A 20,627-nucleotide genomic window follows, 5' to 3' on the forward strand; every position below is an offset into this window, starting at 1 on the left:
CCCGGTCTAGCGTGGCGGGTATGAGACAGCGGCACGAACGGTGGTGCGGCGGTCCGGGGCGGCAGCGGGGAGGGCCGCCGCGGCTGCCCTGGGCGTCCCGGCGGGCAGGCGGCGGGCTGCCGTGGGTCTCGACGCTGGCCGTGACCGTGTTCGTACAGCTGGCCTCGGGATTCGCGGCGGGGGAGCAGACCTCCCGGGAACCGCTCGATCTCTTCGCCCGGCTCCTGCTGTTCGCGGGATCCGCGCTGCTTCTGGTGCGTCACCGGTATCCGGTGTCCGTGGCGTTCGGCACGTCGGCGGCCACGCTGGTCTGGCTCGGGGCGGGATACCCGTACGGACCGGTCTTCGTCCCCGCCGCCATGGGCTGCTTCGCCGCCGTCGTGGCCGGTCACCGCAGAGCCGCCTGGTCGGCCCTCGGGACGCTGTGGGCGGGGCACGTCCTGATCTCCCACTGGCTCTACAGGTGGCTGCCGCCCGGCGGGGACGAGGCCGCCCCCTGGGGGCAGGAGCTGGTCGTGGCCGCGTGGGCCGCCGCCATCGTCGCCGCCTCGGAACTCGTACGCGTACGACGGGAACAGTGGGCGCGCGAGCGCGTCGAGCGTCAGGCCGCCGAAAAGCGGCGCGCCGACGAGGAACGGCTGCGCATCGCCCGCGAACTCCACGACGTACTCGCGCACAGCATCTCGGTCATCAACGTCCAGGCGGGCGTGGGACTCGCTCTCCTCGACTCCGATCCAGAACAGGCCCGCAGTGCCCTGACCACCATTAAGGCCGCCAGCAAGGAGGCGCTCGGCGAGGTGCGGCAGGTCCTGGACACGCTCCGCACGCCGGGCGACGCCCCGCGCTCCCCGGCGCCCGGGCTCGACCGGCTCCCCGAGCTGGTCGAGCAGGCCGCTGGAGCGGGCCTCCGTGTGGAGGCCGAGTCGGAAGGAGTACGGTCCGCCCTGCCGCCCGGCACCGACCTCGCCGCCTTCCGTATCGTCCAGGAGGCCCTGACCAACGTGGTCCGGCACTCCGGCTCGCGCACCGCCCGCGTCCGGATCGGTTACGCACCCGGGCGCCTCGCGCTGCGCGTCGACGACGACGGCCCGGCCACCGGTGGCGACGCGGGCGGCAGCGGCAACGGCCTGGCGGGAATGCGTGAGCGCGCTGCCGCCCTCGGCGGCACCATCGAGGCCGGTCCACGTCCGGACGGCGGCTTTCGGGTGGAGGCGACGCTGCCGCTCCCGGCCGCACGGAACTCACGGACCTCACACGCCCCGCCGACGCCGCAGGACCCGCCGGCACCCCAGGGCTCGCAGCAGCCACCCGTCCCGCACGAGCCGCACGAATCTCAGGCGTCGCCGAAGCCGCAGCAGAGGGAGAATCAGTGATCCGCGTACTGCTCGCCGACGACCAGTCGCTGGTACGGGCCGGCTTCCGCGCCCTGCTGGCCGCCCAGCCGGACATCGAGGTCGCCGGAGAGGCCGCCGACGGCGGACAAGCGGTCACCCTGGTGTGGGAGTTGCGTCCCGATGTCGTCCTGATGGACATCCGCATGCCGCTGCTCGACGGTCTCGCCGCCACGCGTGTGATCACCGGCGACCCGGGGCTCGACGGCGTAAAGGTGATCATGCTGACCACCTTCGAGCTCGACGAGTACGTCTTCGAGGCGATCCGCAACGGGGCGTCGGGCTTCCTCGTGAAGGACACCGAGCCCGAGGAACTGCTGCGGGCGGTACGTGCCGTGGTGGACGGGGACGCGTTGCTGTCGCCCGGCGTGACACGCAGACTGATCGCGGAGTTCGCGGCCCGTTCCAAGGAACCGGCGCGAGGCGGCGCGCTGAAGGAACTCACCGACCGAGAGCGGGAGGTGATGGCCCTGGTGGGCATCGGCCTGTCCAACGCGGAGATCGCCCGGCGGCTCGTCGTCAGCCCGCTGACCGCGAAGACGCACGTGAGCCGCACGATGGTGAAGCTCGGCGCCCGTGACCGGGCTCAACTGGTCGTGCTGGCCTACGAGTCGGGTCTGGTCCGTCCCGGCTGGCTGGGCTGAGTCCCGGGAGCGCCGCGGTAACCCGCCAGCACATGCACCACGCGCAGCACGAACACGGCTGCCGCGAGCGCACAACCGGCCACCAGTACGACCCACTTCGGGCCCGGTGCGGCCCCGAGGAGATACCAGGGAGCCGTGACGGCGGCAAAGGTGACACCGGCGAGAACCGCAGCGCTCAGCACGGCGTAACCGATCTCGATCGTCATCGCGTCGCGCTGAGCCTGCGTCCTTGTCCCCATGTCCGGCAGTCTCACAGGGTGTGCGTCCGCCGGGCAAGGGACACCCGCCGGCCCGTACGCACGCCGCACCTGCCGGGCCGTACGCATGCCGCACCCGCACGCACGCCGGCGCCGCACCCGCCGTGACGCTCGCGGGGATCAGCCGACGGCTGACTTCTCCCGCCACAGGCGCGCGAGCGCGTCGTCACCGGACACGGTGATCCCGGAGAGCGGCAGCCGGTTCCACAGGGTCAGATAGAGCCGCTCGGCGGGACCGCTGAACTCGCAGTCCGCCGCTGCCTCCGCGGAGCCGGCTGTGCTCCGGTCCGTGCGTGAGGGCTCTCCGGAGAGACGCACCGTCCAGACATCGTCCGTATCCGTCGCCCGTACGCGCAGGACGCGCGGCTCTTCGGTGCGCAGCCGGCTGCGGTCCCGGGCCTGGAACCCGCGGAGCAGCTCGTCGACGCCGTCGGCCGCGAACTCCAGGGGCAGGGCGGAGAGTCCGGACCCGAGCGACGACTCCGCGTCCGCGCGGTGGACCGCCGTCTCGTGCGCCTGCCGCCGCGCCCAGAAGGCGAGCGGCGAGGGCGCCGGCAGGAAGGCCCAGCACTCCAGGTCCTGGGGCGCGGCCTTCAGCGCGGACACGAGCAGAGCGTGTGTCTCCCGGTACCAGCCGAGCAGCGCGTCGCCGTCCAGATCGGGTTCGTCCGGCAGCGGCTGGAACGTCGTACGGCCTGTCGTGACGAACGCCGCCGCCCACTGGTGGACCACGCCCGTGTGCCGCAACAAGTCGCGCACCTGCCAGCCGGGGCAGGTGGGCACGTCGGCGCCGGTGCCCGCCTTCTCGGCGGCGGCGCTCAGCAACCGACCCTGTTCGTCGAGCGTTTCAATGAATCCGGCTATGTCCATGCGGGCGATTCTGTCAGGCCCACCGGAACTGATCACATGCCCTGCGGATGCGCGGGACGCGCCGATACGCCGCTGACCAGCCGGAGGAACCAGCCGAGCGCGAAGGACTGGATGAGTACGGACAACGGCAGTGCGCTGTACAGGAACCAGTCCCCGGTCGCGGCCACTCCCAGCGCGTCGGCGCCCATGAAGAAGGCGATGATCGTGGGAGCGCTCAGGAGCAGCAGCCACACCCCGGAGAACGAGGCGTCTTCGTGGGTGACGAAGAGGGTGTCGACCGTGACGAACACCGCGCTCGCCGCGACCAGTGCCAGGTAGGTCAGCGAGACGGGATTGCAGAAGGTCAGGCGTGCGGCGGCGTGCAGTCGTCGAGCTGTCATGGCGGTCTCTCCCCGTGTGGTCCGGTTCTCTGGTCCGGTGCCTCCAGGGTGCGCCGGGGGAGCGGGGCGCGCCTGAGTACGCCTACTCAGACGGCCTGTGCGCCGACGCGCCGCGCGCCGCGTGGCCGAGCAGTGCGGCAGCGGCGGCCAGTACCGCCACCGTCGTCAGCGCGAGGGGCAGTGAGAGCCAGTCGGCCAGGAATCCGATGGCCGGGGGCCCGACAAGCATGCCGCCGTACCCGAGGGTGGACGCCGCCGCCACACCGCTCGGGCCCGCGAGCGCGCCTGCCCTGGCGACCGCGACGGGGAAGATGTTCGCGAGGCCGAGCCCGGTCACGGCGAAGCCGAGAAGTACGAGCCAGGTGGCCGGTGCGAGCGCGCCGAGCAGCATTCCGGCGGCGGCCAGCATGCCGCCCGCGACGAGTGTGCGGGTCTGGCCGAGCCGTTCGAGCAGCGTGGTCCCGCTGAGCCGGCCCACCGCCATGGTCAGCGCGAAGAGGGAGTACCCGGACGCGGCGACGCCCGGGTGGGCGTGGAGGTCCTCCTGGAGGTGGAGGGTGCCCCACTCGGCGAGTGCCCCTTCGCCGTACGCCGTGCACAGTGCGATGACGCCGAAGAGGGCGACGGCTTTACGGGTCGTTCCCCGGAGCGGCCCCGGGCCGTTCCCCGGTGCCTCGACGCGGCGTTCCCGGGAACGCTCCGGGACGGGCACGGGCGCCGGGTGACGGAGCAGCGCCGGAGCGGCCGCGGCGGTGACGAGGAGTCCGATGACGGTCAGCGCCAGCAGATGGGCGGGAGCGCCGAGTCGCGCGGCCACCAGACCGCCGAGGCCGGCCCCTGTCATGGCGCCGAGGCTGAAGGCGGCGTGGAAGCTCGGCATCACCGGGCGTCGCACGGCCCTGACGAGGTCCACCGCGGCGCTGTTCATCGCGACGTTGATGCCGCCGTACGAAGCACCGAACACCAGCAGTACGAGGCCGAGTGTGAGGGTCGAGTGCGTCTGGGCGGGCAGCGCGATGCTCAGCGACAGGAGCACGCCGCAGGCCACCGTCACCGGACGGCTCCCGAAGCGCCGGCACAGCCGCCCCGTGAGCATCATCGTGATCACCGCGCCACCGGACACCCCGAGCAGGGCGAGGCCGAGGTCGCTCGCGGAGGCCCCGGTCTGTTCCTTGATGGCGGGGATACGGACCACCCAGCCGGCGAAGAGGAAACCGTCGAGGGCGAAGAACACCGTCAGCGCGGTGCGGAGGCGGGACAGGGAGGCTGCGGCGTTGTCCGCGGCCTGGTTCCCCGGAACAGCCGGGGCGAGTTTGTTTAGTAGCGGCACAAAGTCAGCATAGGGGCCGCCCCCGGATCCGTACAAGGCGAGTGGTCAGCGCCGCGGGCAACCGGAGCCGGGCCCGGACGATCTTCCCCGGCATGGGAGACTCGCCCCCATGAACGGGAAGGCGACCACCATCAGAACAAGGCTGGAGAGGGGCCGGAGCGCGCTCGGGCCCGCCCTGGAACTGGTGCACACAGGACGGGCGCCCACCCGCGCCGTCCTCACCGCGGAGCTCGGCGTCACCAGGGCCACCGCCGGAGCGGTCGCCGCCGAACTGGAGGCCCTGGGGCTCATCCAGGTCGACTCCCGGCCCGGTGCGGCGGCCGGTTCGCAGGGCCGCCCCTCGCACCGGCTGGCCGTCAACGACTCGGGCCCCGTCGTCCTCGCCGCCCAGATCCACGCCGACGGCTACCGCGCGGCGCTCGTCGGCCTCGGCGGCCGGATCGTCGCCACGGCGCCCGGCCGCAAGACGGTGTCCGCCGACCCGGCGCAGGTTCTCGGGGCGGTGGTCGAAGCCGGCGCCGGACTGCTGCGCGAGAGCGGCCGCCGCTGCGTCGGTGCGGGTCTCGCCGTACCGTCGGCCGTGGCGGAGCCGGAGGGCACGGCCCTCAACCCCTTGCACCTCGCCTGGCCCGCCGGCTCCCCGGTCCGCGACATCTTCGCCGAGGAGGTACGGGGCACGGGCATCGCCGGCCCCGCCTTCGCGGGCAACGACGTCAACCTCGCCGCGCTCGCCGAGCACCGCCACGGCGCCGGCCGCGGCGCCCAGCACCTGCTCTGCGTCGCCACGGGGCACCGCGGCGTCGGCGGCGCGCTGGTCGTCGACGGCCGGCTGCACACCGGGAGTTCGGGCCTCGCCCTGGAGGTCGGCCACCTCACGGTCAACCCCGACGGCCGCCCCTGCTACTGCGGCGGCCGAGGCTGCCTCGACGTCGAGACCGACCCGCTGGCGTTCCTCGACGCGGCCGGCCGCGCCCCCGGCCCCGAGGTCTCCCTGCTCCAGCAGTCCCGCGAGCTGCTGCGCGGCCAGTACGACGACCCGGCGGTCCGGGCCGCGGGCGAGGAACTGATCGACCGCCTGGGCCTCGGCCTCGCCGGACTCGTGAACATCCTCAACCCCGACCGCATCATCCTCGGCGGCCTGCACCGCGAACTCCTCGACGCCGACCCGGAACGGCTGCGCGCCGTGGTGGCCGACCGCAGCCTGTGGGGGCGCAGCGGCGGCGTGCCCATCCTGCCGTGCACCCTCGACCACAACAGCCTGGTCGGCGCGGCCGAGTTGGCGTGGCAGCCGGTGCTCGACGACCCGCTCGCCGCGCTCGCGGCCTCGCAGGGGGGCCCCGCGTGAGCGCCATGTACCCGCCGATCGAGCCGTACGACGAGGGCATGCTCGACGCCGGCCACGGAAACCTCGTCCACTGGGAGGTCTGCGGCAACCCGGCGGGCAAGCCGGCGCTCTTCGTCCACGGCGGCCCCGGGTCCGGTTGCGGGACCGGCGCACGCCGGTACTTCGACCCGCAGCGCTACCGGACCGTCCTTTTCGACCAGCGCGGATGCGGCCGCAGCACGCCGCACGCGAGCGACCCCGCGACCGACCTCACCCACAACACCACCCACGAACTGATCCGTGACATGGAGCGGTTGCGGGAGCACCTGGGGATCGACCGCTGGCTGCTCTTCGGCGGGTCCTGGGGTTCCACCCTGATCCTCGCCTACGCCGAGAGCCACCCCGAGCGCGTCTCGGAGATCGTCATATCCGGTGTCACCATGACCCGCCGTTCGGAGATCGACTGGCTGTACCGGGGCGTGGCACGCTTTTTCCCCGAGGCGTGGGACCGGTTCCGCGCGGGCGTTCCCGGGAACGCCCGCGACGACGGTCTCATCGCGGCGTACGCACGTCTCGTCTCGGATCCCGACGCGGCCGTGCGCGAGAAGGCCGTCGCCGACTGGTGCGCCTGGGAGGACGCGGTGCTGTCCCTGGAACCGAGCGGCGGCGCCAACCCCTACGGCGGACTCCCCGCCGCCGCCCGCGCCGCCCTGGTACGCCTCGCCTCCCACTACTTCGCCCACGGCGCGTGGCTGGACGAGGGCCAACTCCTGCGCGACGCGGGACGGCTGGCCGGCATCCCCGGCGTGCTGCTGCACGGCCGCCACGACCTGAGCAGCCCGCACGGAACCGCCTGGGAACTCGCCCAGGCATGGCCGGACGCGCGGCTCACCGTCGTCGACGACGCGGGACACAAGGGCAGTGACACGATGCGCGAGCTGGTGATCGGCGCCCTCGACCGGTTCGCCCGGCAGAGCGACCACTGACCACAAGAGCGACCGCGGAGGGGATACGGCGACCGGGTTCGCGGGCGCGGTGCAGACGGCCCGCGCAGCCGTGAAGGGCCGGGTACTCCCCGCGTCGTACGCACACAGCCGCCTGCCGTACGACGACCGGGACGCCCTCCGGAGTGAGGCTCGTAGGACAAACGAGACCGCACCGAGGAGCTGATCGAGATGAACACCCTGGCGCACGAAGGACCCGGCCCGTGGGTCGTCTTCCTCCCGCTGATCTGGGCGGCGGTCGCCGCAGGCGTCATCACCGTGCTGCGCCGCACCGGCGTACGGCGCGGGTGGCGAGACGCACGCCCCGGCCCCTGGCAGCAGCGGGCGCCGTACAGTGAGAGCTCGCCGATCGTGATGCTCGGCCGCCGCTTCGCCTCCGGTGAGATCGACGAGGAGGAGTACTGGAGGCGCCTGTCCGTACTGGACGAGCAGTTCGGCCGTACCGCGTCGAAGGGCGGCCCGGCGTGACGGTCACCGCCGCGGGCACCAACGCCGGCCATCTGGGCAGCGGCCCGCGTTGTCGAAGCCGCGAAGGTCCGGTACGCCCGTTCCGGTGAAGCCCGCGGTCGGGGGCCCGTCCCGCCGTACGACGCGCCCGGACGTGCAGCGCGAGCCACCGCCACGGAGCAGCGCCGGGACGTGCTGCACGCGCCACCGCCAGAGGGGCATGCCACCGCCACATGGGCAGGGTCCGCCACATGGGCAGGGCCCGGTGCCCGCGGCTGGCGCCGCGGGCACCGGGCCCCGGTGGCGGAGGCCACCGCCGGTCAGCCCACTACGGCCGACCTGACGGCGACCGGCGCGTGCGTCGCCGGGACGGCCTCCTGACCGGCCTCCGTGTGCGAGAACGGTCCGTCGGTCGTCGCTCCGTACACGGGGTACGGCGGCAGTGTCACGGCGGGAGCCGGCGTGGGCAGCGTGAACCACACGACCTTCCCGGCGTCGCCCTGTGGGCGTACACCCCAGCTCTCGCTGACCGCCTCGATGAGAGCGAGACCGCGCCCGCTCGTCTCGGACGCGCCGGCCGCACGGACGGTGGGCAGACGCGGATCGTGGTCGTGGACGGACACCGTCAGTCGGTCGAGCAGCAGCTCGATCTTCACGGTGCACATCTTGTCCGGCTCTGCGTGCCGGTGGACGTTGGTCAGCAGTTCGGTGACGCCGAGCGCCGCCGGGTCTATCAAGGGATCCATGTGCCAGTAGCGCAATTGCGCCGAGATGATTCTGCGGACCTGACCGATCCGCGACGGCAGGGCCTGGAGCTCCACCGTGCAGTGCCTGCTTGGCTCGCTGATCACGGCTGCGACTCCCCGAATAGGTCCGGAAGAAGACGGAGAACGGATCCAGCAGTGGCTGCCTGCTGTTTGGTCCGGCGGGGCTGGTTCGCAGCGTCACCGCCGTTGCACCCTGAGTGATGTGAGACCAGGGTCACCCAGGCGCCGGGGCCGCGCAACTCGCATGGCATCAGTCCCGCGAGTCCTGTACGCCCGGAAGGCCGTACGCGTCATGCGCGGCGCGCACCGTTTCCAGGAACCGCCCGGCGAGTTGTTCACCCTCCTTGGCCTGCCCGCCCTGCCCCATGGTGAGCCGGTACCGGGTGCCGTTGACCGTCGCCACGGTGCTGTCGTCCCCGGCGAACCAGGGCCTGGCCGCGGTCACCGCGCCCAGCGGCGCGCTGTCGATCTCCCGCCCGTTGCTCGTCAGCAGGACCAGCCGGCCGTCCTGGACCAGGACCTGGCCGGCCTTGGTCAGTGAGCGGGGCCAGCGCCCTATCCGTACGCCCGTGGCGGTGAATTCGGGCTCCGCCATTCCACTTCGCCCCCTTCGCGCAGGAGTCCTCTTCGCGCAGGTGTCCTCGTGCGCAGTCTGCACAAGGGCGGGCCCACGCACCAGAGCCCCTCGGCGATCGGCCGGCGAGAGACGGCGCAGCGCCGTACCTGGGTACGACGCCGTACCGCTGCCGTCCCACAAGCGATCCCTATGGATGCCCAAAGTCAACGTTTGTGCAGGTGAGAGGCTTAAAGTGGCTGCTGGGGACCGGAGTTCCCGGGGCGGCGCCAGCCGCGCCGGGGGTGTTAAGACGAGGAGTGGCCCGCATGAGCACCACCGACCAGGCAGGTACCGGCAGCACCGCCGCGGCGACGATCGACGTGGACCGCAGCGACCCGGAGTACCGGGCTTGGCTGAAAGAGGCCGTCCGCAAGGTCCAGGCGGACGCCAACCGCTCCGCGGACACGCACCTGCTGCGCTTCCCGCTGCCCGACGAGTGGGAGATCGACCTGTACCTGAAGGACGAGTCGACCCACCCGACCGGAAGCCTCAAGCACCGGCTCGCCCGTTCGCTGTTCCTCTACGGCCTGTGCAACGGCTGGATCAGGCCCGGAAAGCCCGTCATCGAGGCGTCCAGCGGCTCGACCGCCGTTTCGGAGGCGTACTTCGCGAAGCTGATCGGCGTGCCGTTCATCGCGGTCATGCCGCGCACCACCAGCCCCGAGAAGGTCCGGCTGATCCAGTTCCACGGCGGACAGTGCCACTTCGTCGACGACTCCCGGAAGATGTACGAGGAGTCGGCCGCCCTCGCCGCCAGGACCGGCGGCCACTACATGGACCAGTTCACCTACGCGGAACGCGCCACCGACTGGCGGGGCAACAACAACATCGCCGAATCCGTCTACCAGCAGCTGCGCCTGGAGAGGTACCCGGAACCGGCCTGGATCGTCGCCACCGCCGGTACGGGCGGTACGTCGGCGACCATCGCACGCTACGTCCATTACATGCAGCACGACACGCGGATCTGCGTACCCGACCCGGAGAACTCCTGTTTCTTCGACGGCTGGACCCGGAACGACCCGTTCGCCACGAGCGACTGCGGGTCGCGCATCGAGGGCATCGGCAGGCCGCGTATGGAGCCGAGCTTCGTACCCGGCGCCGTCGACCGGATGATGAAGGTGCCGGACGCGGCCAGTGTGGCAGCCGTACGGGCGCTCGACCGGGCCATCGGCCGCAAGGCGGGCGGTTCCACCGGCACGGGGCTGTGGAGCGCGCTGAGGATCATCGGGGAAATGGTCGCGGAGGGGCAGAAGGGCAGCGTCGTCACGCTGCTCTGCGACTCGGGCGACCGCTACCTCGACAAGTACTACTCGGACGCCTGGCTCGCCGGACAGGGCCTGGACATCGCTCCGTACAGCGCGGCGATCGACCAGTTCCTGGCGACCGGCGAATGGCCCTGCTGAGCGCCTGCTCCCCGTCGCCTGATCGCCGTCGGCGTGCGCGGGACCCGGGCGCTCGCCGGTCCCGCTCACGCCGGCGATGAGGCCAGCCGTCGGTCGAGGCCACGTACCGCGTCGCGAAACGCCCGTCCCAGACCCGGCCGGCCCAGACGCAGCGCCAGCCTCAGCGGCGCCGGTCCTGCCGCCGCGAACGTCCACTGGACGCGTGTCCCCGGGCCGGCGGCGGCCGGAGCGAGCAGCCACTCCTCCAGCAGGGCGCGTACGCCGGGGGCGTTGGTCACGTCGACGCGGTAGGCGTACCGGGCGTGGGGCTCCGCCGTTAGGACCGTTTCGCGGAAGCGGGTGCCGCCCTTGAGACGCACCTCGCGCCCGGCGCCACCGTCGGTGGGCCGGCACATCGTCACCGCGCCGAACCAGGCGGGCCAGCCGGTGAGGTCCTCGGCCAGCGCCCGGTAGACGGCTTCGGGCGGCGCCGACACCTCGGCGGCGAATACCAGGCGCGTCGGAGCGGTCTCGACGAAGTCGAGTTCCACGGGGCGGAGTCGGCGTGCCATGGGACCTTGCCTCCAGCGGGTCGGGTCGGAGCGGAAGGGGCCCTTCGGCCCGGCCGAGCCCGCACACGGTAACCGGCGGGCCGTCAGATGTCTGCCGAGTCCGATTCTTGGGCATGGGCATGACCATGAGAACCGGCCTGCGCGTGCTCCCGGGACTCGCCCGCGACCACCAGGCCCGGCAGATGCTCGGCCATCTCCTCGCGCGCCGCGGCGGACAGTCCGCCGTCCGTCACGAGGGTGTCGACCTCCTCCAGCGTCGCGAAGGAACTCAGTCCCACCGTGCCCCACTTGGTGTGGTCCGCGACCACGACGACCCGCCGCGCCGACCGCACCAGCCGCCGGTTGGTCTCCGCCTCCGCCAGGTTCGGTGTCGAGAGCCCGGCCTCGACCGAGATCCCGTGCACGCCGAGGAACAGCACGTCGAAGTGGAGCGTACGGATCGCCTGGTCGGCGACCGGTCCCACCAGCGAGTCCGACGGTGTACGCACGCCACCGGTGAGCACCACCGTGGCCGCTCCCGGACGCGGACCCTTCCCCCCGCCCGCGCGCTGCGCGGTGTGGAACACGTCGGCGACCCGTACCGAGTTGGTCACCACCGTCAGGTCCGGCACCTCCAGCAGGTGCTGGGCGAGCGCGTACGTCGTCGTACCGCCCGACAGCGCGATCGCGCTGCCCGGCACCGCCATCGCGGCGGCCGCCCGCGCGATGTCCTCCTTGGCGCTCAGTTCGAGCCCCGACTTGGCCTCGAAGCCCGGTTCGTGGGTGCTGGCCTCGACCGGAACGGCGCCGCCGTGCACCTTCTCCACGACACCCTGCCGTGCCAGGGCGTCCAGGTCCCGGCGGACCGTCATGTCGGAGACGTTGAGCTTCCTGGTCAGCTCTTGGACCCGGACACCGCCGCGCCGCCTGACCTCGTCGAGGATCAAGGCACGACGCTGCTCCGCGAGCAGGTTCTGACTGTCGGTCACGGGCGGTCCGGTCCCTTCGTTCCGTGGTACAGGCATGGGGGCGGCTCATCCTCGCACGGGTGCCCGGCGGACGTCCCCCCGGGGAGATTCCGTGAGATTCGGCGAGTGCCGTGCCACGGCCGCCCATGATCCGGGATCCTTGAGCGGCCGCGCCGTGCGCGCGAGACGGTCCCGCTGATCCTCCCACCACGAGAGCGAGCCACAGAAGTGCCTCCTGTCACACCGCCTCGCGACGACGACGGCGGAGCAGCGCTCGAACTGCTGGTCCACGGGGTCGGTGGCACCACCCCCCAGGAGATGCTCGACGACCCCCGTACGGTCCGGATCACCGGTGACGAGACCGCCGCCGTCTACCGCCGCAGCGAGGACGCCGAGGACGCGGGCACGGACCGCTCCGGGGAGCCGGGCGCCGACCGTCCCCCCGGCCGGCCGGTCCCCGAGGCGTACGTCTGGTGCAACCTCACCTCCGGCAATGGCTCCCGCGCCCTGTGGCTGCTCCTGCTGCCCTTCATGGTCGCCAACCTCGCCCACTGGATGCAGCCCACCACCCGCGGCCTCACCAAGACCGTGCGCACGTACGGCGTACTGGTGCGGCTCCTCGCCCTCAGCCTCACCGTCCTGCTGATCGCCGCGGCCTGCGAGGTCGCCCTCGACCTCACGGCCTGGCAGTGCGCGGGCTCCTCCCGCTGCTCCGGCGACAAGTCGTGGCTCGGTTTCCTGTCCACCGCGCAGGACGGCTGGTGGGCGCAGCCGGGCCGGCGCCTCGCCGTGGCCGCCGTCGTGCCCGCCGCCCTGACCGGCCTGCTCTGGTACTTGTCCAACCGCACCTGGAGCGCGTACGAGTCCCAGCGCCCCCTGCCCGCCGGCGCCGAGCCCGACCCCGACGAGCCGACCGCGCGCCCCGCCCTCGGGATGCCGGGCTTCTGGTACGGTCGCCGCCTCGTCGCCCGGCTGCGCGCCGCCCACACCGCCGCCGGGTTCCTCACCGTCGCCGCCGCCCTCGCCACTGCGGCCGCGCGCCACGACCGCCGAGCCTCCGGGCCGTTCCTGGAAGCGGCCGGCCGGCTGCTCGAACTGGCCCTGCTCGCCGGCGCCGTCCTGGTCGTGTGGGTGGTCTGCCGCAGGGGCCGCAGCGAAAGCCGCCTCGACGTGAAGCTCGACCGGGCCGTCACCACCCTGCTGCCGGGCTCCGCGCTCGCGCTGCTGGCCCTGACGGTGCTGTACGCGGCCTGGTCCCGCCCCGGCTGGGTCTCCGACGGCCGGCTCCCCGGCGACCGTACCTTCGGCATCATCGTGCTCGCACAGGGCGGGCTGGTCGTCGCGCTCGCCGCCGTCGCGCTCACGATGTACCGCCGGGTGCCCGACGCGCGTACGGCGATGCGCGGACTCGGGGGCCCCGCCACCGCCATGCTCGCCTGCGCGCTGGGCGGCGTGATGAGCGGCGGCGTCGCCCAGCGCGTCGCCGACTGGCTCGACGGCGCGGGGACACCGGGGGAGCCCGGCGCCACCATCGCGGGGCCCCCGGTCCTGCTCACCTGGCAGGCTTCGGCCATTCCGCCCCTGCTCGTCGTCCTGCTGGCGCTGGGTGCCTTCCTCGCCGTACGCACCTGGCGCGCCCGGCGGGCGATGGCCGGTGACATCGAGGCGGAGTACCCGGACGCCGAGCCCGACCTGGTACGTACCCGCCGCATCGCCCGTATCCGCGCCATGGCCGCGCTCACCGACCGGGCCCCGGCGATCCTCGGCGTCACGTCGGCCGCCACCCTGCTGCTCGGCGCCGCCGCGCTCCTCGGTGCCTGGGTGACCGGGAAGGTGCCGGGCAGGGCCGCGGCGGGCGGCCCCGACTTCGTCGCGTCGGCGGCGCAGGCGGCGCAGGCACTCGGATCCTGGCTGATCGGCTTCGGCTTCATACTGTTCGTCACGTGGGGCCGGCGGGCCTACCGCGACGCCGCGGCCCGCCGCACCATCGGCATCCTCTGGGACGTCGGCACCTTCTGGCCGCGCGCCGCCCACCCCTTCGCGCCGCCCTGCTACGCCGAGCGCGCCGTTCCCGACCTGACGTGGCGGATGGCCAGCTGGACCGACCACACCGGCGGGCGGCTCGTCATCTCCGGCCACTCCCAGGGCAGTGTGCTCGCGGCGGCCGCGGTCTGGCAGCTGCCGCCGCGCACCAGACGGCGGGTCGCTCTGCTCACGTACGGATCGCCCCTCGAGCGGCTGTACGGGCGCTGGTTCCCGGCGTTCTTCGGAACGGCCTGTCTGGAAGCCCTGAGCCACGAGGTGCACTGCTGGCGCAATCTGTGGCGCCGTACCGACCCCATAGGCGGACCCGTTCGCGTGAAGGGCGGCGGACAGGGGCCCGATGTGGACCGGGACGCGCTCAAGGACCCGCTCGCTTACGGACGTACCAGGGAACAGCCGTTGCCCGCTCCCGTGCTCGGTCATTCCGACTACCAGGCGGATCCCGCGTTCGGCCGGGAACGGACCGCGCTGCTCGACCGGCTGCCGCCGTGCGCGGTGCCCCGCCAGCGACCCGACACCCCGCTCGGTCAGGGGAGTTCGGGCAGGTCCTCGGGGTAGAGGAGGGTCAGGTCGTCCGTGTTCATCTCGGTGAACTGGGCGACACGTCCCGCGTGCCGCTCCACCATGGACTCGAAGGTCTGGCGCGCGGTGCGGCCGTTGCCGAACGCGGGTCCCTTGGGCAGCGCCGTGAAGTACTTCAGAAGGGCTTCCGCCGTTCCCGTACCCAGCCGGTACTCGTGCTCCTCGGCCTGCTGCTCCACGATCCGCAACAGCTCTTCCGGGGCGTAGTCGGAGAACGTGATCGTGCGCGAGAAGCGCGAGGCGACCCCGGGGTTGACGTTCAGGAAGCGCTGCATCTCCGCCGTGTACCCGGCGACGATGACGACGACGGCTTCCCGGTGGTCCTCCATCAGCTTCACCAGCGTGTCGATGGCTTCCTTGCCGAAGTCGCGCCCCGAGTCCTCCGGGGACAGCGCGTACGCCTCGTCGATGAACAGCACACCACCGCGCGCCCGGTCGAACGCCTCCTGCGTACGGATGGCCGTCGAGCCGATGTGCTCGCCCACCAGGTCCACCCGGGACACCTCGACCAGATGGCCGCGCTCCAGCACACCGAGGGAGGCCAGGATCTCGCCGTACAGCCGCGCGACCGTCGTCTTGCCGGTGCCGGGGGAGCCCGTGAAGACGAGGTGCCTGCGGACCGAGGCGGCCTTGAGGCCGGCCTCCTGACGGCGGCGGCCGATCTCGATCATGTCGGTGAGGGCGCGCACCTCCCGCTTGACGCTCTCCAGGCCCACCAGGGCGTCCAGTTCGCCCAGCACGGCCTTGGACGTACGGACCGGCTCCGGGGCCGCCGCAGGGGCCGCTGCGGGCTCTGCGGGGCGCTGCCCGGGCACCGCCCCGAGGAGTCCGGTGGTCTGGGTCGCGGTCAGCACGGCGGGTGCCTCGGGGGCGGGGGCGCGTACGCCGCTCTCGTCGCTGGTGCAGTCCTCGACGAGCGGCCCGTCCTCGGCGAACTCGTAACCGCCGCGCGCGCACCGCTCGGTGCGGCAGCGGGTCAGCGTCGTACGGCAGCCGTCGATCACGTGGAAGCCGTACCCGCTGCTCCCCGTCACCCGGCAGCCGTGGAAGGTGCCGCGGCCCTCGGCGGAGACGTAGAAGCCCGCCTCGGCGGGCGACGTGACGGTGCAGCGTTCTATCCGCGGGTCCGCGCCCTTGGTGACGATGACACCGGTCTGCGCCCCGTCGATGGTGCAGCCGGAGAGGGTGCCGCCGCTGCCGTGGTCGCGGAACCACGCGCCGGTCGACGCCTCACGGATCCGGCAGTCGTCGAGCTGCGCCGTCGCGCCGTCGCTCACGGACACCGCCGTGTTGCGCACCTGGGACAGGTCGCTGTCGACGACGTCGGCGCGCGATCCGCGGTCGAGGACGAAGAGCGCGTCCGGCACGTCGTGCACCCGGCAGCCCTCCAGCACGGCGGTGGCGCCGTCGCTGATCCAGACGGCCGGATAGTCGCCCGTACTGTCGTGGATCTCGCACTGGTTCGCGTCCACGCGCGTGCCGGGGTCCCACACGGACAGACCGTTGCGGCCGAAGCGGCGCACCGTGGAACGGGTGAGCGTGAGGACCGCGCGCGAGCGCAGGTCGATCGCGTTCTCCGGGATGTCGTGGATGTCGCAGTCGGAGAGTGTGAGCACGGCGTCGGTGTCGAGGGTGACACCGTCGGCGGAAGTGCGGTGCACCGTGCAGTCGGTGAGGTGGGCGGAGGCCCGGGCGGCGACCTGCACACCGGAGCCCTTCACCTCGTACACCTCGCAGCCGACGGCCTCCAGGCCGCTGCCCTCGCCGGTCACGGACAGGCCCGCCCCAGAGGTGTGGTGGACACGGCAGCGGTCCAGCCGGGGGTGCGCGCCGCCGCGCACCGAGACGCCCGACTGGCCGGCCGCGACCACCTCGCACTCCTCGAACACCCCGCCCGCCCCCTCCAATACGCCGATGCCGACGCCCGCCGGGTTGTCGACGGTGCATCGGCGCACGGTCGGCCGGGCCGCGCCGCGCACCTCTATGCCGACGGCGGAGCGCGTCACGATGCGCAGATCGGTCAGCTCGGGGGTACCGTCCTCGACGAGCAGGGCCGGGGAAGCCGTGTCCTGCCCCTCGATGTAGAGGTCCTGGACGACGGCGGAGGCGCGCACGGTGAGCGCCACACCGTCCACGGGAGCAATCCGTACCGAGCCGACGGTTCCCTCGGGACCGCGCAGCGTCACGGCGCGTTCGACGACGAGATTCTCCCGGTACGTACCAGGGGCGACGGTGAGCACGTCACCGTCCCCCGCGGCCTCCAGGGCTGCGGCGAGGGAGGCGTATTCGCCTGTGCGGCGCCGCCACCGCGACGTGCCGGTGTGCGTCACCTGGACCGTGCCCTGTGCCATGGCGTTGCTGTGCCCCCACCTTGTGCCGACGTGACTGCGAACTGGCCGCTCCACCGTAGCGCGCGCGGGGGAGAGGAGTTGACCGGTCAGCAGTGCCGGGCGCCCGCCCGCGGGCCGCCCTCCCGGCAGCCGCTCAGCTGCCCGCGCCCGTACGTCCCCAGTCGGGGCCGGCTTTGGCCCACGCCTGGTCGAGCCGGGCGTACCGACGCCGCACGAGCCGCCATACGACCAGGCGCCTGCCGCCGTCGATGAGCGCCGCCGCACCCGCCGCCGCGCCGACACCCGCGATGGCGGCGTGGGTGGAGGCTGTGGCGTCGTCCAGGGGGCGGTCGACGACCCGGCCCTGTTCGTCCGTCCACACCCGGAAGCGGTCGCCGGGCCGTGCGACCTGCCGGCCGGTCGTTACCGTCCCGGTGTGCCGCCCGCCGTCGTACGCCGTCCATTCGGCCACGACCCGGGTGCGCGTCCCGCGCTCCGAGGCGATCTCCGGGTCGGTGATCACGACGGGCTCGGGCACGGCCCGGACGACGGTCGCCGTCGCCCGGTGGAGCTGCTCGTGCCGGACGCGCACCGACTCGCGCAGCGCGTCGTGGGTGACTGTGCCGCAGAGCCACCCGGCGGCCGGGGCGGCGAGGGCGATCAGCAGCAGGGCGGCGAAGGTCACCCAGACCTCGGCCAGGTCGGTCTTGCGGCACAGGGGGCTGTGCCGCCGGCGCCACACCGCGACCGCCGTCCGCACCGTCCCGCACCCCCTTCCACGTCCGCGCCGGCGTCCGTGCCCGCCTGTTTCAACGGGCAGGCCGTCCCGGCGCGTTCCCACGGCCGGGAGTCCTATTCGAGGATTCTCACCGAATCGCCGACACGAACGGTCCCGGTCCCCTCCGGCACGAGATTCTGCCCGAAGAGCAGCTTGTCGCCGGAGCGGCGGTGCCTGGCGAGCGTGCGCAGCGGCTCCTTGCCGCGCTCGGCCGTCCGCTGGTCGGTGGTGGTGACGACACAGCGGGCACAGGGCTCGGTGACCCGGAAGATGACGTCGCCCACCGCGACCCGCCGCCAGTCGTCCTCCGCCCAGGGAGCGGTTCCGTCCAGAACGAGGTTCGGCCGGAAACGGCTCATCGGGAGCGGGCCCTCGTCGGCGTGGTCCCCCTGCGCGATGAGGGAGTTGAGGGCGTCGAGGGAGGAGAGCGTGGTCACCAGGAGCGGGTAGCCGTCGGCGAAGCTCACGGTCTCACCGGGCTTCGCGTACGAGGACGGCACCGGACGCCGGCGCGCCGGGTCGTCGAGATGGACGAGCCGCACGTCGGTGCCCAGGTACGCGCTGAACCAGGCGTGTGCCCCCGCATCCGCCTCGACCGCTTCGACCTTGTCCCTCCAGAGCTGCACACCCGCGGTGCCCACCGGCTCCGGCACGGCCACGGTCAGCGGCTCGCATCCGGGCGCGGACAGCCGTATCCCGCCGTCGGGCAGGGGCTCGGCACGCGCGAGCGCGAGACTCGGCTGGGGGCGCTGCGTGACCACCTTGCCGACCGGGTCGACCAGCATCCATCTGCGGTCCCCGGCCGGCCCCCACGGCTCGACCCTCACCTCGTCCGGCGCGCACCCCGCCACCGACTTGACCGGATAGACATGGACCGCGTGGAGGAGTGAGTTCGGCATGCGGTCAATCCTGCCAGCCGGGTCGGACAGTCGTACGCCCGGTCAGTACCCCCGGCCCTGGTACTGGTGGTTGTACGGGTCGTCGTACGGCGTCGCCGCGGGCACCGGGCGCGGAGTCGCGGGACGCATGGCCTCGTAGCCCGTGGCGGCCTGGCGGGGCTGTTGCTGCTGGTACTGCTGGTACTGCTGAGGACCCGGGTATCCGCGCGGGCCCGCGGCCTGTTGCGGGATGTACGGCGCGGGCGCGTGCTGGAGCGGCGCGGGCTGCGGCGCGGCCTGCTGCGGGTAGCCGTATGACGGGGAGGGGGCGTAGTAGGAAGGCGCCGCGGGAAGCGCGGGAAGCGCCGCCGGGAGGGCCGGCAGATAGCTGTTTCCGGTGTCGTACGCGGCGGGCACCCGGATGGGAGCGATCTGGGGCGTGCCCCGCTCTGCGACGAGGGAGTCGTAGATCGGAGTGTCCGGGAAGGACGGGGCGGAGTAGTAACCGCCGCCGTAGGTGGCGCGGGGGGAGGTCATGGCACCCAAGTTAAGCGGAAGATGTTCTGGTTGGGGAGCCCGATAAGAGGGTTGTTTTACGAGTTGCGAGTGACGGCGGATCCCTAATCCGAGCGAACTTGGGAAAAACGGTCGCCGCGCGGCGTTGTGATCGTGTAAAGAGCGCGCTGGCCATGGGTTACCCGGGGTCGCCGGGTGATCTTGAGACCCTCGCCGGGGCGTCCGGAGAACGCGGGGGAATAGGTTGGCCGTACGCAATCCTCGGACATCCGCATACGCGATGGGGGCGATCATGTCCATGCTTAAAGGAACCAATGTGCCGGTGCCGGCGCAGGCGGTGCGCGTCGAATTGGGATGGCGTTCAGGTGCCGGTGTGCCGGACGTCGACGCCTCGGCCCTCCTGCTGGTGTCGGGAAAGGTCCGCTCGGACGCGGACTTCGTCTTCTACAACCAGCCCGCCGACACGTCCGGCGCCGTACGGCACGACGGCAAGACGCCCGCCGGGGACGGCGTGACGGACACCCTCCTCGTCGACCTCGCACGGGTGGAGCCGGCCGTCGAGACCGTGGTGGTGGCGGCCTCGGCCGACGGCGGTAACTTCGGCCGGGTCCCGGGCCTTTACGTCCGGGTGCTCGACGCCTCGGACGGTTCGGAGATCGCGCGCTTCGACAGCGAGGACGCGAGCGTCGAAACGGCCTTCGTCCTCGGTGAGCTCTACCGGCGACAGGGGGCCTGGAAGTTCCGTGCCGTGGGACAGGGATACGACAGCGGACTCGAGGGGCTGGCCAGGGACTTCGGCATCAGCGTCGACGAGCCTCCGCAGCAGGCGCCCGCCCCGGCCGCGACACCGGCACCGGCCGCGACACCGGCCCCTTCCGCGACACCGGCACCGGCCGCGGCCTCCGCGCCGGTCGCGGCCTCCGCTCCCGTGAGCCTCAGCAAGATCACGCTCACCAAGGAAGCGCCGTCCGTCTCCCTCACCAAGCGGGGCGGCACCACGGGCATGATGCGCGTGAACCTCAACTGGGAGGTGCGCAAGCAGTTCAAGGGCTGGGCCGCCAAGCTCGGCAGGGCGGTCGCCATGCACGGCGACCTCGACCTCGACCTGTGCGCCCTGTACGAACTCGCCGACGGCCGCAAGGGGGTCGTCCAGGCGCTCGGCAACGCCTTCGGCTCGTTGCAGCAGCCGCCGTACATCCACCTCGACGGAGACGACCGCACCGGATCGGTGAGTACCGGCGAGAACCTGACCATCAACCTCGACCACAAGGACGAACTCCGCCGCGTGGTCATCTTCGTCGCCGTCTACGAGGGAGCCCGCTCCTTCGCCGACCTGCACGCCACGGTCACGCTCACGCCGCAGAACGGGGCGCCCATCGACTTCTCCCTCGACGAGTGCACCGTGCCGTCCACCGTCGCGGCGCTCGCCCTCATCACCAACGAGGGTGGCGATCTGACCGTGCGCCGCGAAGCGCGCTATCTCGTACCGGAGCGCGGTGTCAGCCCGCAGCGCACCATCGACCGCACCTACGGGTGGGGCATGAACTGGTCGCCAGGCAGGAAATGACG

Annotated in this window: 20 protein-coding genes; 8 read left to right on the forward strand and 12 right to left on the reverse strand. The window is 72.6% G+C overall.

Features of this window, described 5'->3' with window-relative positions:
- Positions 1-20: 20 nt before the first annotated feature.
- Together AS594_RS30540 and AS594_RS30545 are read left to right on the forward strand one after the other, a co-directional pair.
- Positions 21-1,373 (forward strand): sensor histidine kinase, encoded by a 1,353-nt coding sequence (locus AS594_RS30540; protein ID WP_079148094.1) that lies wholly within the window; start codon positions 21-23, stop codon positions 1,371-1,373.
- Positions 1,370-2,035, forward strand: coding sequence for a response regulator (locus AS594_RS30545; protein ID WP_069930030.1), 666 nt, complete (start codon positions 1,370-1,372; stop codon positions 2,033-2,035). Before AS594_RS30540 ends, AS594_RS30545 begins: the two co-directional genes overlap by 4 nt.
- On the opposite strand, the gene AS594_RS30550 is transcribed toward AS594_RS30545, so the two are convergent.
- From AS594_RS30550 to AS594_RS30565, 4 genes are all read right to left on the reverse strand, one after another.
- Positions 1,996-2,274, reverse strand: a complete 279-nt coding sequence (locus AS594_RS30550; RefSeq protein WP_069935559.1) for a DUF6332 family protein — start codon at positions 2,272-2,274, stop codon at positions 1,996-1,998. The genes AS594_RS30545 and AS594_RS30550 overlap by 40 nt on opposite strands.
- A gap of 138 nt (positions 2,275-2,412) precedes the next feature.
- Positions 2,413-3,162: a maleylpyruvate isomerase family mycothiol-dependent enzyme gene (locus AS594_RS30555; protein ID WP_069930031.1), complete on the reverse strand. Its 750-nt coding sequence runs from the start codon at positions 3,160-3,162 to the stop codon at positions 2,413-2,415.
- A 32-nt stretch (positions 3,163-3,194) separates the two neighbouring features.
- Positions 3,195-3,542 carry an SCO4225 family membrane protein gene (locus tag AS594_RS30560; RefSeq protein ID WP_069930032.1) on the reverse strand — a complete coding sequence of 116 codons (348 nt, stop codon included), beginning with the start codon at positions 3,540-3,542 and terminating at the stop codon, positions 3,195-3,197.
- An 82-nt stretch (positions 3,543-3,624) separates the two neighbouring features.
- Complete coding sequence (locus AS594_RS30565; protein WP_069932077.1) at positions 3,625-4,872, reverse strand: MFS transporter; 1,248 nt, start codon at positions 4,870-4,872, stop codon at positions 3,625-3,627.
- A 109-nt stretch (positions 4,873-4,981) separates the two neighbouring features.
- Between AS594_RS30565 and AS594_RS30570 the strand changes: the two genes are divergently transcribed.
- From AS594_RS30570 to AS594_RS30580, 3 genes are all read left to right on the forward strand, one after another.
- Positions 4,982-6,217: an ROK family protein gene (locus AS594_RS30570; RefSeq protein ID WP_069930034.1), complete on the forward strand. Its 1,236-nt coding sequence runs from the start codon at positions 4,982-4,984 to the stop codon at positions 6,215-6,217.
- A 5-nt stretch (positions 6,218-6,222) separates the two neighbouring features.
- Positions 6,223-7,182: a prolyl aminopeptidase gene (gene pip, locus AS594_RS30575; RefSeq protein WP_069932075.1), complete on the forward strand. Its 960-nt coding sequence runs from the start codon at positions 6,223-6,225 to the stop codon at positions 7,180-7,182.
- A gap of 189 nt (positions 7,183-7,371) precedes the next feature.
- The gene (locus AS594_RS30580; protein ID WP_069930036.1) at positions 7,372-7,668 is read left to right on the forward strand and encodes an SHOCT domain-containing protein; all 297 of its coding nucleotides are present in this window, start codon (positions 7,372-7,374) and stop codon (positions 7,666-7,668) included.
- Positions 7,669-7,967: 299 nt separating this feature from the next.
- Here AS594_RS30580 and AS594_RS30585 read toward each other — a convergent pair whose 3' ends face one another.
- Together AS594_RS30585 and AS594_RS30590 are read right to left on the reverse strand one after the other, a co-directional pair.
- Positions 7,968-8,498, reverse strand: a complete 531-nt coding sequence (locus AS594_RS30585) for an ATP-binding protein (protein WP_240509110.1) — start codon at positions 8,496-8,498, stop codon at positions 7,968-7,970.
- Between the two features lie 166 nt (positions 8,499-8,664).
- Positions 8,665-9,009: a hypothetical protein gene (locus AS594_RS30590; protein ID WP_069930038.1), complete on the reverse strand. Its 345-nt coding sequence runs from the start codon at positions 9,007-9,009 to the stop codon at positions 8,665-8,667.
- Positions 9,010-9,296: 287 nt separating this feature from the next.
- Between AS594_RS30590 and AS594_RS30595 the strand changes: the two genes are divergently transcribed.
- Positions 9,297-10,433: a PLP-dependent cysteine synthase family protein gene (locus tag AS594_RS30595; protein ID WP_069930039.1), complete on the forward strand. Its 1,137-nt coding sequence runs from the start codon at positions 9,297-9,299 to the stop codon at positions 10,431-10,433.
- 65 nt (positions 10,434-10,498) lie between these two features.
- Here AS594_RS30595 and AS594_RS30600 read toward each other — a convergent pair whose 3' ends face one another.
- Positions 10,499-10,984, reverse strand: coding sequence for an SRPBCC family protein (locus tag AS594_RS30600; RefSeq protein ID WP_069930040.1), 486 nt, complete (start codon positions 10,982-10,984; stop codon positions 10,499-10,501).
- Positions 10,985-11,067: 83 nt separating this feature from the next.
- A complete protein-coding gene (locus AS594_RS30605; protein ID WP_069930041.1) occupies positions 11,068-11,952 on the reverse strand; it encodes a DeoR/GlpR family DNA-binding transcription regulator in 885 nt (294 codons plus the stop codon).
- A gap of 207 nt (positions 11,953-12,159) precedes the next feature.
- On the opposite strand from AS594_RS30605, the gene AS594_RS30610 reads away from it, so the two are divergent.
- A complete protein-coding gene (locus AS594_RS30610) occupies positions 12,160-14,532 on the forward strand; it encodes an alpha/beta hydrolase family protein (RefSeq protein WP_069930042.1) in 2,373 nt (790 codons plus the stop codon).
- Here the strand turns inward: AS594_RS30610 and AS594_RS30615 are convergent.
- The 4 genes from AS594_RS30615 to AS594_RS30630 all read right to left on the reverse strand — a co-directional run bounded on the left by AS594_RS30615 (position 14,502) and on the right by AS594_RS30630 (position 19,079).
- The gene (locus AS594_RS30615; protein ID WP_069932074.1) at positions 14,502-16,907 is read right to left on the reverse strand and encodes a right-handed parallel beta-helix repeat-containing protein; all 2,406 of its coding nucleotides are present in this window, start codon (positions 16,905-16,907) and stop codon (positions 14,502-14,504) included. The genes AS594_RS30610 and AS594_RS30615 overlap by 31 nt on opposite strands.
- A 133-nt stretch (positions 16,908-17,040) precedes the next feature.
- On the reverse strand, positions 17,041-17,646 hold the full coding sequence (locus AS594_RS30620; RefSeq protein WP_069932073.1) for an Rv1733c family protein: 606 nt from the start codon (positions 17,644-17,646) through the stop codon (positions 17,041-17,043).
- Positions 17,647-17,738: 92 nt separating this feature from the next.
- Entirely contained in the window at positions 17,739-18,563 is an 825-nt protein-coding gene (locus AS594_RS30625; RefSeq protein ID WP_069932072.1) for an MOSC domain-containing protein, read from the reverse strand.
- A 42-nt stretch (positions 18,564-18,605) separates the two neighbouring features.
- Positions 18,606-19,079: a DUF6643 family protein gene (locus tag AS594_RS30630; RefSeq protein WP_069932071.1), complete on the reverse strand. Its 474-nt coding sequence runs from the start codon at positions 19,077-19,079 to the stop codon at positions 18,606-18,608.
- Between the two features lie 277 nt (positions 19,080-19,356).
- Between AS594_RS30630 and AS594_RS30635 the strand changes: the two genes are divergently transcribed.
- Positions 19,357-20,625 (forward strand): TerD family protein, encoded by a 1,269-nt coding sequence (locus tag AS594_RS30635; protein ID WP_070343629.1) that lies wholly within the window; start codon positions 19,357-19,359, stop codon positions 20,623-20,625.
- Positions 20,626-20,627 lie beyond the last annotated feature (2 nt).

The organism is Streptomyces agglomeratus (assembly GCF_001746415.1).
GTDB lineage: Bacteria > Actinomycetota > Actinomycetes > Streptomycetales > Streptomycetaceae > Streptomyces > Streptomyces agglomeratus.

Excerpts from the sequence above, each read along its gene's own strand:
- AS594_RS30570 (WP_069930034.1), top strand. The coding sequence starts at position 4,982 with ATGAACGGGAAGGCGACCACCATCAGAACAAGGCTGGAGAGGGGCCGG.
- AS594_RS30555 (WP_069930031.1), bottom strand. The coding sequence starts at position 3,162 with ATGGACATAGCCGGATTCATTGAAACGCTCGACGAACAGGGTCGGTTG.
- AS594_RS30590 (WP_069930038.1), bottom strand. The coding sequence starts at position 9,009 with ATGGCGGAGCCCGAATTCACCGCCACGGGCGTACGGATAGGGCGCTGG.
- AS594_RS30615 (WP_069932074.1), bottom strand. The coding sequence starts at position 16,907 with ATGGCACAGGGCACGGTCCAGGTGACGCACACCGGCACGTCGCGGTGG.
- pip (WP_069932075.1), top strand. The coding sequence starts at position 6,223 with ATGTACCCGCCGATCGAGCCGTACGACGAGGGCATGCTCGACGCCGGC.
- AS594_RS30630 (WP_069932071.1), bottom strand. The coding sequence starts at position 19,079 with ATGACCTCCCCCCGCGCCACCTACGGCGGCGGTTACTACTCCGCCCCG.
- AS594_RS30635 (WP_070343629.1), top strand. The coding sequence starts at position 19,357 with ATGCTTAAAGGAACCAATGTGCCGGTGCCGGCGCAGGCGGTGCGCGTC.
- AS594_RS30600 (WP_069930040.1), bottom strand. The coding sequence starts at position 10,984 with ATGGCACGCCGACTCCGCCCCGTGGAACTCGACTTCGTCGAGACCGCT.
- AS594_RS30560 (WP_069930032.1), bottom strand. The coding sequence starts at position 3,542 with ATGACAGCTCGACGACTGCACGCCGCCGCACGCCTGACCTTCTGCAAT.
- AS594_RS30595 (WP_069930039.1), top strand. The coding sequence starts at position 9,297 with ATGAGCACCACCGACCAGGCAGGTACCGGCAGCACCGCCGCGGCGACG.
- AS594_RS30625 (WP_069932072.1), bottom strand. The coding sequence starts at position 18,563 with ATGCCGAACTCACTCCTCCACGCGGTCCATGTCTATCCGGTCAAGTCG.
- AS594_RS30540 (WP_079148094.1), top strand. The coding sequence starts at position 21 with ATGAGACAGCGGCACGAACGGTGGTGCGGCGGTCCGGGGCGGCAGCGG.
- AS594_RS30550 (WP_069935559.1), bottom strand. The coding sequence starts at position 2,274 with ATGGGGACAAGGACGCAGGCTCAGCGCGACGCGATGACGATCGAGATC.
- AS594_RS30580 (WP_069930036.1), top strand. The coding sequence starts at position 7,372 with ATGAACACCCTGGCGCACGAAGGACCCGGCCCGTGGGTCGTCTTCCTC.